Source organism: Nocardioides pakistanensis, from assembly GCF_054781215.1.
Window position 1 is genome coordinate 65,142 of record NZ_BAAGUV010000012.1, and the last position, 13,235, is coordinate 78,376.

Sequence of the window (13,235 nt, forward strand, 5' to 3'; positions counted from 1 at the left end):
CCCGGCCGCTACTGCCTGATGTGTTCGTGACAGGAGGGGCGACTAGCGGCGCCCCGGTCCGCCGCGCACCCAAGGGGCATGACCACGAACCAGAACCGCGTCGCCGCAGGCGTCCCCACCGGGGGTCAGTTCGCTGTCTCCGTCCACGCCGAGTCCGACGTCAACCTGGCCACCCCGGACGACTTCTACACCGGCCCGAGCAGCAACAAGGGCCTCGACAGGTTCTGGAAGATCAGCCGCACCGTTTCGGGATACGACGACAAGTTGGGGTGCGCCTCCGCGGTCAACGAAGCGGTCGACGCCGTGCCGTACGACGAGAAGGCCCTGGTGGCCTACCTGCTGCTCACCGAGACGACCGACGACGAGCACCGGCCGTACTACTACGCCGACCTCTACGATGCCGACGGCAACAGCATGGGACACACCGTCCCCGTGCCCGGCGAGACCTTCCATGGCGAGCAGGTGCCCGAGGCGTTCCGCCCCGACGACGAGACAGCCCTGCCTGGCCAGGACCTCCCGCGGCACGGCAGCACCTACGCCCGCGGGCACATCATCGACGTCGCCAAGGTCCGCGGCTTCGACTGGGACGCCGAACAGGTCCGGGTGCAGGAAGAGGTCGCGTTCGCCGCGATCGACCCGAACTGGGAGCACTTCGTGATCTCCCCCAGCGTGATCCGCGACCAGATCGACGAGGAACTCGACGGCGACGAGGAGTTGACCGACGCCGAACGCGAGGAGGTGGTCCACCGCTACGACGGGATCGAGCCCGACTACGAGAAGGTCTACTCCGCCTTCCACTCCGAGGTGCGCCGCTCCGTCGAGTCGGTCCTCAACGAGCGCGGCCGGTGACCGGGAGCCGGGTCCCCCGCGGAGTCCCCGCAGGGGGTCAGTTCGTCTCCCGGCAGCGCGACGAATGCGAGGCGCCCCTCGACCGGCGCTCTGCTCGCCTTCTCCCTGAACGGCGGGACGAGCCGCAGGACGCCTGGCCAGATGAGTGTGAGACAGAGTCCGCGGCGGATTGGCGCGACCAGCAGATCCAGGTCGGGGGCCGTCGGTTTACCCTCGGCGACGTGCACGGCGGACGGCTCTTCCACGGAAGCCCGCACAGGCTGGAGCCCGGCTCCGTACTGGTGCCCGGGGCGGCCGAGGCGAACTTCGCCGAGTCCACCGACTCCGCGGTCTCGATCACGTCGCTCGCCGATCGCGGCCTGTACTGGGCCCGCGAAGCCGGAGGTGAGGCCACCTACGTCTACGAGGTCGAGCCGCTCGACGAAGTCACAGCGCATCGCGCCGGGCTCGCCAACTACGGACGGAACATCAACCTGTTCGAGGGCCGGGTGGCCCAGGCACGGATCGTGGGCGTGGTGCCGGTCGAGGAGGCCCGCGAGTACAGCAAGCGGCTCATCTTGCCTCACGACTGAGCAACGACCAGTCCCGAAGGCGCGCAACGCGGCGGATCCCCGCGCACCCACCAGGCATGACGACGAGCACGTTCCAGCCGCGCCAGCCCAAGGGCCTGCCTGCGGGCGGTCAGTTCTCCACCAAGGCCCACGGCGAGTCCGAGGTCGCCCTCGACGCCCCCACCGAGCCGCAATCGAGCCGCACCTACGCCGACACCCAGGGTGAGGTGTTCACCCAGAAGTACGACAGCGTCGAGGAGAAGGTCGCGGCCTACAAGGCCGAACTCGACCAGGCCGTCGCCGACCTCGACCAGGACGAGAACTGGCTCAACTATGTCGACACCATGAGCAAGTTCCACCGCTACTCACCGACCAACCAGATGCTCATCTGGCTCCAGACCGGTGGCAAGGCCACTCGGGTCGCGGGCTTCCGCAAGTGGCAGAACGACTTCAACCGCACCGTGAAGAAGGGCGAGAAGGCGATCGGCATCCTCGCCCCGCGGGTCATCAACGTCACCGAGCGCGACGCCAACGGCAAGCCGAAGAAGGACGCGGACGGCAAGCCGGTCAAGCGCAGGCAGGTGGTCGGGTTCACGACCGCTTCGGTCTTCGACGTAGCCCAGACCGAAGGCGACCCGCTGCCCGAGATCGACGTCGAACTGGCCGAGACCCCGCCCGACGGGTTTGTCGACGACATGGTCGCCGCCGCCAACAGGGCCGGGTACGAGGTCGAGTTCCGCCAGATGGACTCCCACGCCAACGGCACCGCCCAGGGCTGGACGAGTCCGCGCGAGAAGAAGATCGTCATCGACGCCTCGCTCACCTCCGGATCCCAGGCCGCCACCCTGGCCCACGAACTCGGCCACGTCCACGCCGGACACGTCGACGGTGACCTCGGGGACTACCACACCGGCCCGGGCGGCTGCCGCGGCCGCTACGAGGTCGAGGCAGAGAGCGTCGCCTACGCACTCGGCCGGTCTCAGGGCATGAAGATGGACGGCGCGAAGTTGAGCGCCCAGTACGTCGCAGGTTGGTCGCGCCACGACAAGGAGGCGCTGCGCGAGTCCGCGGACACGGTCTCCAAGGCGGTGAAGAAGATCCTCACCGACAACGACTTCCGCAACACCGTCGAGGACTGACCGCGGTCCCTGGCCTGCTCTGCGACGGGCGGGCCGGGGACAGGACGCAGTCTCTATGCCGCGGCACGCCCCATCGGCCGCACGGCCATGTCGCGGCACAGCAAGTTCACCGACTTCGAGGAGGACGCCGTGACCACAGGTCCGATCGTCGAAGCACTGGGCGAGTGTCCGGATGCGTGCGGACCGCTCGTCCGGGTCCTCGACACCGACGCCTCCCACGTCGGCTACGCCCTGGCCCTGCTCCGCGCGGTCACCGACGGTGATGCGGAGTTCGCGGCAACCATCAAGCAGGCTCTCGACCGCGAGGAACTGCTCCGCGGCTGCCTGGAGTTCGCCCGTTCGCTCGCGTTCAGCATGGCCACCGCCGCGTCCAACATCCCCGGCCTGCCGCACACTCCCGAGCAGGGGCTCGCCGCCGACTGCGCCGCCGCCTACACCTACCTGTCCGGGGCGGCCGACACGATCCGTCTCGCGGTCGGCTCCTCCCCGTCGAACGGCGGTGTGGTGGCCCAGGTAGCGCTGGTATTCGATGACCTGGCCTGGCACATGTACGCCGAGGACTCCGCCCAGATCACCGTGCACGCCACCACGGTGACTGCCGCCGCAGGCGCCTGCAAGATCCTGTCGGACTCGTGCGCTCGACGGTTCGGGGTCACCTTCGACGACCAGGCCGACCTGTTCGTCCGCGCGTTCGCGGCCGGAACGTGAGGCATCTGCCCCGGCGACAGCCGGTGCACCCGGCAGCGGCATAGGGCAAGCATGGAACCCAGCGGCACTCCGACCCCGCCCGCCCCTCTGATCACCCTCGACTGTCTCGATGGCACCCACATGGGCGTCGCCGTCGTACTGTGGCGCGCCGCTCTCGACAGGGACGTGCGGACCAAACGGCTGGTCGCTGAGTTCGTCCCCGCATCAGAGTCGCTGCGCAGCGCCGTCGAACTCCTGCTCAGCCTCGCACGCACCGCGGCCGAGGCCAACGGCGAGTCCGACTCGGGGGTCCGCATCCTGCGGGTCCTCGCCCAGCAGACCTCCAGCGCCCCGAAGGCACGGTTCTGCCACGAGGTCGCCGACGCGCTCTCCAGGAGCCCCCGCCCGGCCAGTCTCGCGTTCGGCGCCGTCCCGGTCTTCAGCCTGGTCGATCTGTGCACTCTGCTGAGCCAGTTGATCTACCACCGCACCGGTGTCGAGCCGAACGAGCAGATCGCTGAGTGGACCGAGCACGTCCGCCTGTCCTCGCTTGCCGCCGCTTGACCGGCAGCACCCTGGCGCGCCGCGCACCTGCCGAGCATCACCAACGGACCACCGCCTGAAGGAGCCCTGATGAGCACCAGCACCGCTACCGCCCGTACCGACGAGGCCCCGGTCGAGGTCATCGACGAGGCCACCAACGTCGTGATGGTCTTCCGCACCGCAGCAGACGCGGAGTTGTACGGGCTCACCGGCGTCCCGAACTGGATGCAGGTCCGGGTGCCCCGCCCCGACGACGTCGTCAGCCTCAGCCTCACCGACCTGGCGCGGGCGCTGTGACCAGCCACCCGGGGACGCCCGACTTCGCCCCGATCATCGAGGCCGTCGACGAGTGCCCCGACCACCGGGTTCCGCTGCTGCTGGTCCATGTCACCGACGGCAGCCACCTGGGGTACGCGCTGAACGTGCTGCGGGCACGCCACGACGGCGACGACTCCTTCGCCGCGCAGATCATCGGGCTCGTCGGCGAGCCTGAGGTGCTGCGGTCCGCGATCGAACTCGTCTGCGCGACCGTATCCGGGCTCGTCGTCATCGACTGCGACAACGAGCAATGCGACCAGCACGACTGCGACGACGAGGACGGATGCGCCGACCCGCTAGCCAACTACGGCTACCTCACCGCGCTCGGCGACATCCTGCACGCGACGCCGGGCCAGGCGGACCTCGCGCTGCTGTGCGAGGACATCGCGGACTCGTTCCTGGTCGAGGACGACCAGGTGGTCGTGCACGAGATCTCCGCCGAGCGGGCGCTGGCCCTGGCCGAACGTCTCGTCGGCGTCGTGGAGACCCGGCACGGCTGGTCCCTCGACGAGCAGGTCCTCGCCTACCAGCGAGCCCTCGCTACCGGTGCGTGACAAACCGGACGAACTGGGTAACGTGGGGCACGGCCGGGGTCCGCTGTCGAATCCCGGCTGACAGGCCCCGCGAGCGCGGCCCCCACCCATGAAGGTCCCGCATCCCCCCGCCGGACCTTTACGCTCGCGGGGCCGCCCCCTTTCCTAGCCGAGCACTGCGCCCACCGCAGCGGTTTCGACGAGATTGGCTCTCGGTGCCGCCCAGGCCTGCGCCGTCTACGCATGTGACCCGGTGGCCGTGTCTCCACGCGGCAGCACCGCTGATCTCACCACCGAGAGGGTCACCATGACCGACCGAGTTGTCGGCCTCGACATCGGCGCCTCGTCCGTCAAGGCCGCGCAGGTCCTGCGCAAGGGCGACGGCACCTTCACCGTCGAGAAGCAGGCCGCATCCGCGCTCCCCTTCGGCGTGGTCCAGGACGGACACGTCGAGGAGAAGGAACGAGCCCGCGTTGCCGCGATCATCCGGCAGATGTGGACCGAAGCGAAGTTCGACACCAAGGACGTCATCGTCGGGTACAACTCCTCCTCGGCGGTCTTCATGACCGAGATGCGGGTGCCGCTGATGAAGCCCGAGGACGTGCACAAGGCCCTGCCCACGATCGTCGAGGCGCGCAACCCGAGCCTCAGCCCCGACGAGAACGAGATGTCCTTCACCGTCGTCGGCGAGGTCGACGGCGACGACGGCCCGGAACTGAGGGTGCTGGCCTACTCGGTCCGCTCCGACTTCGCCGAGGCCGCCGGGCGGCTGGTCGACGACGCCGGGCTCAACCTTGTCGGCGCCGACCTGAGTGCGCTGGCCACGCTTCGCGCCATGCAGATCCAGGACCGGCCCGACACCCAGTTGGACGCCCTGGTCGACATCGGCGCGAACATCACCACCCTGGTGCTCCACCACAACGGAGTGCCGAAGATGCTGCTGCTCGACCCTGACTCCAGCGGCAACGTCGCCACCACGCGCATCGCCGACGCGATGGGTCTCGACGAAGGCGACGAGCACCAGGCGGAGTGGCAGAAGATCAACGACGAGTCGCCGGTAGGCATCGTCGCCCAGGCCCGCAACGAGTACAGCGCCAACCTGGCGGCGAAGGTCGCCAACGGCTTCGGCGCCTACCTGAACCGGCACCAGGACCAGTTCGAGGGGCTGGCGAACGTCACCCTCGTCGGCGGTGGAGCACTGCTCCACGGTCTGGGCTACTTCCTGCGCCAGTCGCTGGGCTCGGTGCCACTGTCCTACGCGCAGGTCGACGACAACATCACGGGCCCCAAGGGCGGTGAGGTGGAGCGGCTGGAGAGTGCCTCCGGCGGCGACTTCCTCGTTGCGGTAGGCCTCGGAACGGGAGCGAGGCTCTGATGGAACTGACCCTCACCAGGAAGAAGGCGCCCGGTGCCGCCGACATGACCGTCCAAGGCGGCTCGGTCTACACCTGGCCCAGCGCGGCGAAGCCGTCGGCGCTCCTGATCCCCGCCTATGTGCGCGAAAAGCGGGCCGCGGCCCGCACCCGCAAGCAGGTCGCGGCCGGGGTCGGCGTGGCGCTGGCCGCGATCGGAGCAGCCGTCGGTGGTGCCGCGTGGCTGGCCTTGCAGAGCACCGACGCGCTCAGCGCCGCGCAGGCGGACCGGGACCAGGTCAAGGTCCAGGTCGACGCACTCGCCGACGTGGCCGCCTACTACGACGGGATCGAGGCACGTCGTTCCGCGACGCTGGACCACCTGTCTAAGGACGTGGAGCACGCCACGATGCTCAGCCAGGTCCTGGACTCGCTGCCCGACGGCGCGGAGGTCACCTCCTACGCGACCCGGACCGGTGACCAGTGCAGCGGACCCAACCCGTTCGAGGCGATGAACACCATCGGCTGCGTAGAGATGACCGCGACCGGACCGACCGAGGACACCCTGCCGCAGTTCCTGCGCAACCTCGACCGGACCGACACCAAGAACGTGCTGCTGGTCGCTCCGTTCGCCGCCAACGTCGTCAACGACGGCGGTGTGACCCCGGAGGGCGCCGAGGAGAACCCGTTCACCTTCAACGTCACCATCAACTTCACCCCCGAGGCGTTGTCGATGAAGTACGTCCCCAAGGACCAGGTCGACGACGTACGCGCGAAGGTCCAGGAGCAGAGCACCGAGGAGACCCCGTGACCGCCCAGCAGCAGAAGACCGTCGGCATCGGCGCCGCCATCGTGATCGTGGCCCTGATCGCCGCCTACTTCCTCGGGATCTCACCGCAACTGGAGACCCGGGCCCTGAACCAGCAGCAGACGGACCTGGCCGTCCACGAGACCGGCGTGCTCACCCAGACGCTCGCGGACCTGGAGACCAAGCGCGCCAACCTCGGCGAGGCCGAGCGCGAGTTCGCACAGATCGTCGCGCAGTTCCCGCACGACTACCAACAGCCGGACTGGCTCGAACTGGTCTACGCCGCCGCAGCCAACACCGACGTGACCGTCCTGTCCATCGACCCCGGCGTCCCGGTCGACCCGGCAGTGGCCGACGTCGAAGGCGGCCAGACGGCCAGTCCCGGTGCGGGCGACTACCCGATCGCGGTGTCGCAGGTGCAGTTGGCCAGCCAGGGCAGCGCTGAGGCCACCGCCGAGTTCGTCCGCGCACTGGAGAACCTCGACCGGCCGCTGCTGATCTCCGACATGGAGATGAGCGGCAAGGCCGACAACGTCGGGCTCCTGCTCAGCGGAAAGGTCTTCCTGACCCGGCCGATGGAGCGCCCCGGCGACGCGCTCCCGGCGACCTGACGAACGTGGCCGACAAGACGACGGACGCAGCGCCCCGCGCCGTAGCCGTCCCGGTGCCTGTCGTGCTCGAACCGGGAGCCGTGCTGGCACCCCGGTGGGTGGTGGGCCGGGTCCGGCTCGGCGACTGGACGGCCCTGTTGACCGGCTCCCCGCGCACAGGTGCCGCCGTGCTCCTGGCTGGGGTGGTCCTGGCGGTCTCGGTCGCCGCGATGCCTGGCCGGGTCACCGGGGTCGTCGCCTCCGGTGCGGCCACCACGGTGGCGTGGATGCTGCTGGCCGCGGTCCTGCCGCTGCTGTCCTACATCGACCTGCGCGCACGTCGCCTGCCGACCCGGATCCTCTACGCCACCGGCACGCTCGCTGGGGCGCTGCTGGCCTGGGACGTCGTCGCCGGGGATCTCCCGCTGGCTGCGCTCGGCCGGGCGGTGGGCGCCGGGACGGCGTTGGCCGTCATCTACCTCGCGGTGCTGCTCGTCGCGCGGGTCGGATCCTTCGGGATGGGTGACGTCCGGTTCGCGGGTGTCGCCGGGTTCGTGCTCGGCACGCACTCGTGGGTGCTGGCCTTCAGCGCCCTGCTGCTGGTCCCGCCGCTGGCCGGGATCGGTCCCGGCCTTATCCACGCGGCCCGCGCCCGCAGCACGTCGGTGTCGGTGCCGTTCGGGCCGTTCATGGCCGTCGGTGTGTTGATCGCCATGACCGTGCCCACCGTCCTCGTCGACCTGGTCGTCAGGTGAGCACCTCCTTGACGGCCGCCGCCCACGTCCCCCGCGGCATAGGGCCGGACAGCGGGCCCAGAAGAACACCTCGAACCAAGGAAGGAGGGACACCGTGAAGAAGTTCATCGTCCTCGGCGTTCTCGTCGTCATCGCCGTCGTCTTGCAGGTCATCTGACAAGACCATCGCCCCACCGACCTCGAAGGAAGACACCCCCATGAGTGCCATGCAGGTCCCAGAGGAGTACCCCGAGTACCCCAACGAGGGCGAGGATCAGGCCGCCGACGCCGACCCCGGTGTCGTCCCCGCGGTCTCGTCGCTGCCGGTGCCGGTGTCCTCGCCGGGTGCCTCCGAGCACCAGGAGATCGCCCGGCGCAACGGCTGGTTCTTCGTCGACCTGGACAACCCGATGTACCAGATCGCGGAGGAGACCCTCGCGCTGCTCCCGGCACGCGACGCCCGCGCGCACGAGGCAATCCCCGTGCTCACCCGCGGCAAGAAGGTCACCGTGGCTGTGGCCAACCCCGACGACTTCGCGAAGGCCTCAGCACTGCGGCCGCTGTTCGCGGGGATGACGGTGCGCCTGATCTACGCCAACCCGGCCGCGATCCGGCGCAAGATCGACCAGGTGTACTCCGCATCGGTGGAGGCCGCCCGGCTGGCGGCGCAGCACGAGGCGACACGTCGCCGCGGCGACTTCGACGGAGGCGACCTGGGCCGGGTCACCTCCACGGCCTCCTCCAGCAACGTGCAGTTGCTGCGCCTGGTCATCGAGCAGGCACTGCGCGACAAGGCCTCCGACGTGCACATCGAGCCGGTCCAGGGCGCACTGGAGGTCCGCTACCGCGTCGACGGGAAACTGCGCCTCCTCGGCGTCTACCCCGAAGCGCGCAAGGACGGCCTGGTCACTTTGATCAAGGTGGACGCGAAGATGCGCCAGGACAACCTCCTCGTCCCCGACTCCGGGGTACTGGTCTACGACCTCGGTGGCGGGGAGAAGGTCGACATCCGCGTCGAGACCGCGCCTTCCGCCTGGGGCACCAGCGTGGTGATGCGACTCCAGGCCGACATCTGGCGGCCGTTGGAGACTCTGGGCTTCTCCGACTACAACCTCGACCGGTTCAAGTCCGCGATCGACCAGCCGTACGGGATGGTGCTGCTCACCGGCCCGACCGGCTCGGGCAAGTCCACGACGAACTACTCGGCGCTGCGGGAGAAGATCAATCCCGAGGTGAAGATCATCACCCTGGAGAACCCGATCGAGTACAAGGTGCCGCAAGGGATCACCCAGATGTCGGTCAACGTCGACCAGGGGATGACCTTCGCGGCCGGGCTCAGGTCGATCCTGCGCCAGGATCCCAACATCGTCCTGGTCGGTGAGATCCGTGACGCCGAGACGGCCGAGACGGCCGTCGACGCGGCGATGACCGGACACATGGTGTTCTCCACCCTGCACACCAACGACGCACCAGGCGTGGTCCCGCGACTGACCCGGATGGGCATCGACCCGTTCCTGGCGTCCTCCTCCCTGCTGTGCGTGGTCGGGCAGCGGCTGCTGCGACGGCTGTGCAACAACTGCAAGGTCGGGCAGCGCCTGGACCGCGGTCGGGTCGCCGCCGCCGGGTTCGACGCCGACGGCGACCTCCCCGACTTCCTGTTCGAGGCCAACCCCGAAGGGTGCATCGAGTGCATCGGCGGGTTCTCCGGGCGGGTGCCGGTACACGAGGTGATGCTGCTCAGCGAGGAACTCAGAGACGCGATCGCGGCCAACCAGCCGGAGTCGGCGATCAAGGCGGCCGCACGCCGCGCCGGAATGCGCACGATGCGCGAGGACGGGTTCGCCAAGGTGCTCGAAGGCGTGACCAGCCTGACCGAGGTCAACGCCGAGATCCGTCGGGACCTGGCGTGAACGACACCGACTGCGCTGCCCGCTGCGGCCGGACAGCGTCCACGCCGTCCGGCTTCTGCACCGACTGCTGGGACCACGTGCCCAGCGGGCTGCGGCATGCCGTCACCGTGACCCGTCGAGCGCTGGCGCGCCAGCCCCTCAACGGTCCCCTGCGCGACTACCACGAGCAGATGGTGCGCGCCGCCCTGGTCGCCATCGCCCGCGGTGCGAGCCGCCACGACGCGTGCTGCGCCGACGGGGAGTATTGCGCCTACCACGCGCAGCCCTGCCACAACCCGTCCCGACTGACGGTTCACCGGTAGGCACGCGCCGGTCCCTGCCACCCGGTCACAGCCGGTCTACGCATGTGACCTGGCATGAGTCAGCCGTTCCCCACCGACTATCTCGGCCAGCCCCAGTCCGCCGGGGCCGCAGAGGTCGATGTCGCAGCACTCCTGGAGGCGCAGCCCGGCACCGCCCCGTCGGTACAGCACCCGGCCATGGTCGCTGCGCAGCCGAGCAGGGCACCCCAGTCGGTGTCGGTGGTGGACCCACGCGGTGACCTAGGGGTGCTCCTAGACCAGTCGTACGCGGTCCCCACCGCCCCGGTCGCGGCCAACGCCGCAGACCGTCCCGAGATCGAACGACTCCTGGTGGGCCTGGTCCACAACGGCGGCTCGGACATGCACCTGTACCACGGGGAAATGCCGCGCTACCGGATGAACGGCGGACTGCTGCCAGTCGGCGGGGAGGAGCCCCTGGAGGACGCCGAGATCCTGCGCATGCTCGAAGAGATCGTCCGACCCGAGCAGTGGTCGCAGTTCCTGGCCGAAGGCGACCTGGACACCGCCTACCAGATGCGGCAGAGCGACGGCGCAGCGCTGACCGTCCGGTTCCGCGTCAACGTGTTCCGTGCCATGGGGCACGTGGGCTGTGTGTTCCGGGTCATCCCGACCCAGGTCAAGACGCTCGACGAACTCGGCATCCCGCCGCAGGTGAAGAAGTTGGCCACCAAGCCGCGTGGCCTCGTCCTTGTGTGCGGGCCGACCGGCTCAGGCAAGTCGACCACGCTGGCGGGGCTGGTCGACCTGATCAACACCACCCGCAGCGAGCGGATCTTCACCTTCGAGGACCCCATCGAGTTCACCCACTCCTCGAAGAAGTGCCTGGTCTCCCACCGCGAGATCGGCACCGACACCCCCACGTTCGCCGAAGGCCTGCGCCGGGTGCGCCGCGAGGACCCCGACATCATCCTCATCGGCGAGATGCGCGACTACGAGACGATCGACGCCGCCATCGAAGCCGCCGACACCGGACACCTGGTGCTGGCGACGCTGCACACCAACAGTGCTGCGGAGACGATCTCGCGGATCATCAACTCCTTCCCCGCCGAACGCCAGGAGCAGGTGCGCGTCACCCTCGCCTCGGTGCTTGTCTCGGTCGTCGTTCAGGTGCTCGTCCCGGCGACGAACGGCGGCCGGGTCGTGGCGACCGAGATCATGATGGTCACCGACGGGATCCGCAACAGCATCCGCGAGAACGACATCCCCGCGATCCGCAACGCGCTCACCGACACCCAGCACGGATCCATCGCGCTCGACGCGCACCTGGCCGAACTCTTCCGCAGCCAGCAGGTCACCAAGCGGGAGGCGCTGAAGAAGGCCTCTTCACCGGACTCGCTGGAGCGGTATCTCGGCAACGACGGCGGAAGCATCATCTGACCCGGCCCCGGCCAAGGAGCAACCCAACATGGCAACCAAGACCGCCGACCTGATCGCCTCGGGAGCACCCGACCAGGTCAAGCAGTTCACATACAAGGCTCGCAACGCCGACGGCAAGGAGGTCACCGGCGTCGCCAAGGCGACCACCAAGACCGACGTCACCAAGGAGTTGCTCTTCCGCGGCCTGGTGCCGCTGTCGGTCTCCTCGCCCAACGCGGGCGGGCTGAGCCTCCAGACCGAGATCACCCTGCGCCGCACCGCCAAGAAGCGCGACCTGGTGCTCGCCACCCGGCAGATGGCCGCCATGCTCGACTCAGGGCTGTCCTACATCGAAGCCATCGACGTAGTGAAGAACGAGTGCGAGGACACGGTCCTGAAGAACGCGCTTACCGAGGTGCGGCTGGCCATCTCGAACGGCTCGACGATGTCGGCCGCGCTCGCCGCGCAGGGCGAGGTGTTCCCTCCGGTGATGATCAACCTGATCACCTCCGGTGAGGCCGGTGGCCAGGTCAAGCAGTCGATGAACCGGGTCGCGGACCAGTTCGACGCCGAGGACCAACTCCGCGCCAAGATCAAGAAGGCGATGATGTACCCCGCGGTCGTCTTCGTCCTCTCCGGTGTCGTGTTCGTGGTGATGATGCTCTTCCTAGTCCCCTCCTTCGCCTCCACCTTCGAGGAGATCGGCGGCCCGGGCACCGAGTTGCCCGCACTGACCCGCGCGGTCGTCGCCGTATCCGACGCGATGCGCTGGCTGCTGCCCGCCTTCGCGATGGCGGTCGTGCCCGGCTGGATCTGGTACCGCAGGATCAAGCACCGGCCAAAGGTCCGCGAGTTCGTGGACCCGCTGAAGTTGCGACTGCCGATCTTCGGCAACCTGTTCCACAAGATCGCTCTGGCCCGGTTCACCCGCAACCTCTCCGGCCTCCTCGGCGCTGGCGTCGAGCGGCTCCAGGCCCTGACGATCGCGGCAGAGACAGTCGGCAACATCAAGATGGAACGCGCCATCATCGCCGCCCGAGAGGCACAGCGACGCGGACAGCCGCTGGTCGAGCCGCTGCGTGCCGAACCGCTGTTCCCCGGCATGGTGATCCAGATGGTCGAAGCCGGTGAACGCTCCGGCCGGACCGCGTACATGCTGGAGAAGGCCGCCGACATCTACGACCGCGATGTGGACCAGATCACCGACAACATGAGCGCCCTCATCGAGCCGCTGTTCCTGGTCGGTCTCGGCGTCATGGTCGGCACGCTGGTGATCGCGATCTACCTGCCGTACCTGTCCATCGGCAACATCATCTGAGCCTCACCCCGAAGTCCGGCGCGCCCCAGTGGCCGCCGGGCTTCGCCGTCGGTGGCAGGTGGACGGGGCCAACCAGTTCCCGGTCGGTGATGAGGCACCGGCGGTGTGTCTACGCATGGGGTAAGACAGCAGGCGGCAAGCCCGCTGCCTGCGTGAGCACCAGTTTCGTCTGCGGAGGCGGACCTAGCCACCGAAAGGACCATCACCATGGTCACCACTCACAA

Annotated in this window: 15 protein-coding genes; all 15 read left to right on the top strand. The window is 68.9% G+C overall.

Going from position 1 to position 13,235, the window contains the following annotated elements; translation table 11 throughout:
• The first annotated feature begins 78 nt into the window (after nt 1-78).
• The 15 genes from ACYVIH_RS04645 (at nt 79) to ACYVIH_RS04715 (ending at nt 13,011) form a co-directional block, all read left to right on the top strand.
• Nucleotides 79-849 (top strand): hypothetical protein, encoded by a 771-nt coding sequence (locus tag ACYVIH_RS04645; RefSeq protein ID WP_460866497.1) that lies wholly within the window; start codon nt 79-81, stop codon nt 847-849.
• 221 nt (nt 850-1,070) lie between these two features.
• Nucleotides 1,071-1,421 (top strand): hypothetical protein, encoded by a 351-nt coding sequence (locus tag ACYVIH_RS04650; protein WP_460866499.1) that lies wholly within the window; start codon nt 1,071-1,073, stop codon nt 1,419-1,421.
• Between the two features lie 56 nt (nt 1,422-1,477).
• Nucleotides 1,478-2,539 (top strand): ArdC-like ssDNA-binding domain-containing protein, encoded by a 1,062-nt coding sequence (locus tag ACYVIH_RS04655; protein ID WP_460866501.1) that lies wholly within the window; start codon nt 1,478-1,480, stop codon nt 2,537-2,539.
• Nucleotides 2,540-2,668: 129 nt separating this feature from the next.
• The gene (locus ACYVIH_RS04660; RefSeq protein WP_460866503.1) at nt 2,669-3,247 is read left to right on the top strand and encodes a hypothetical protein; all 579 of its coding nucleotides are present in this window, start codon (nt 2,669-2,671) and stop codon (nt 3,245-3,247) included.
• Between the two features lie 51 nt (nt 3,248-3,298).
• Complete coding sequence (locus ACYVIH_RS04665; protein WP_460866504.1) at nt 3,299-3,790, top strand: hypothetical protein; 492 nt, start codon at nt 3,299-3,301, stop codon at nt 3,788-3,790.
• Nucleotides 3,791-3,859: 69 nt separating this feature from the next.
• Complete coding sequence (locus tag ACYVIH_RS04670; RefSeq protein WP_460866506.1) at nt 3,860-4,066, top strand: hypothetical protein; 207 nt, start codon at nt 3,860-3,862, stop codon at nt 4,064-4,066.
• Nucleotides 4,063-4,641, top strand: coding sequence for a hypothetical protein (locus tag ACYVIH_RS04675; protein WP_460866509.1), 579 nt, complete (start codon nt 4,063-4,065; stop codon nt 4,639-4,641). Before ACYVIH_RS04670 ends, ACYVIH_RS04675 begins: the two co-directional genes overlap by 4 nt.
• Nucleotides 4,642-4,927: 286 nt before the next feature.
• The gene (pilM, locus tag ACYVIH_RS04680; protein ID WP_460866511.1) at nt 4,928-5,995 is read left to right on the top strand and encodes a pilus assembly protein PilM; all 1,068 of its coding nucleotides are present in this window, start codon (nt 4,928-4,930) and stop codon (nt 5,993-5,995) included.
• Nucleotides 5,995-6,783, top strand: a complete 789-nt coding sequence (locus ACYVIH_RS04685; RefSeq protein WP_460866514.1) for a hypothetical protein — start codon at nt 5,995-5,997, stop codon at nt 6,781-6,783. Before pilM ends, ACYVIH_RS04685 begins: the two co-directional genes overlap by 1 nt.
• Nucleotides 6,780-7,391 carry a hypothetical protein gene (locus tag ACYVIH_RS04690; protein ID WP_460866516.1) on the top strand — a complete coding sequence of 204 codons (612 nt, stop codon included), beginning with the start codon at nt 6,780-6,782 and terminating at the stop codon, nt 7,389-7,391. Before ACYVIH_RS04685 ends, ACYVIH_RS04690 begins: the two co-directional genes overlap by 4 nt.
• Nucleotides 7,392-7,396: 5 nt before the next feature.
• A complete protein-coding gene (locus ACYVIH_RS04695; RefSeq protein ID WP_460866518.1) occupies nt 7,397-8,125 on the top strand; it encodes a prepilin peptidase in 729 nt (242 codons plus the stop codon).
• Between the two features lie 197 nt (nt 8,126-8,322).
• A complete protein-coding gene (locus tag ACYVIH_RS04700; RefSeq protein WP_460866520.1) occupies nt 8,323-10,014 on the top strand; it encodes a GspE/PulE family protein in 1,692 nt (563 codons plus the stop codon).
• Complete coding sequence (locus tag ACYVIH_RS04705; RefSeq protein WP_460866522.1) at nt 10,011-10,316, top strand: hypothetical protein; 306 nt, start codon at nt 10,011-10,013, stop codon at nt 10,314-10,316. The genes ACYVIH_RS04700 and ACYVIH_RS04705 overlap by 4 nt, the downstream gene beginning before the upstream one ends.
• A gap of 54 nt (nt 10,317-10,370) precedes the next feature.
• Nucleotides 10,371-11,714: a type IV pilus twitching motility protein PilT gene (locus ACYVIH_RS04710; protein WP_460866524.1), complete on the top strand. Its 1,344-nt coding sequence runs from the start codon at nt 10,371-10,373 to the stop codon at nt 11,712-11,714.
• 28 nt (nt 11,715-11,742) lie between these two features.
• Nucleotides 11,743-13,011 (top strand): type II secretion system F family protein, encoded by a 1,269-nt coding sequence (locus ACYVIH_RS04715; RefSeq protein WP_460866526.1) that lies wholly within the window; start codon nt 11,743-11,745, stop codon nt 13,009-13,011.
• Nucleotides 13,012-13,235: the final 224 nt, after the last annotated feature.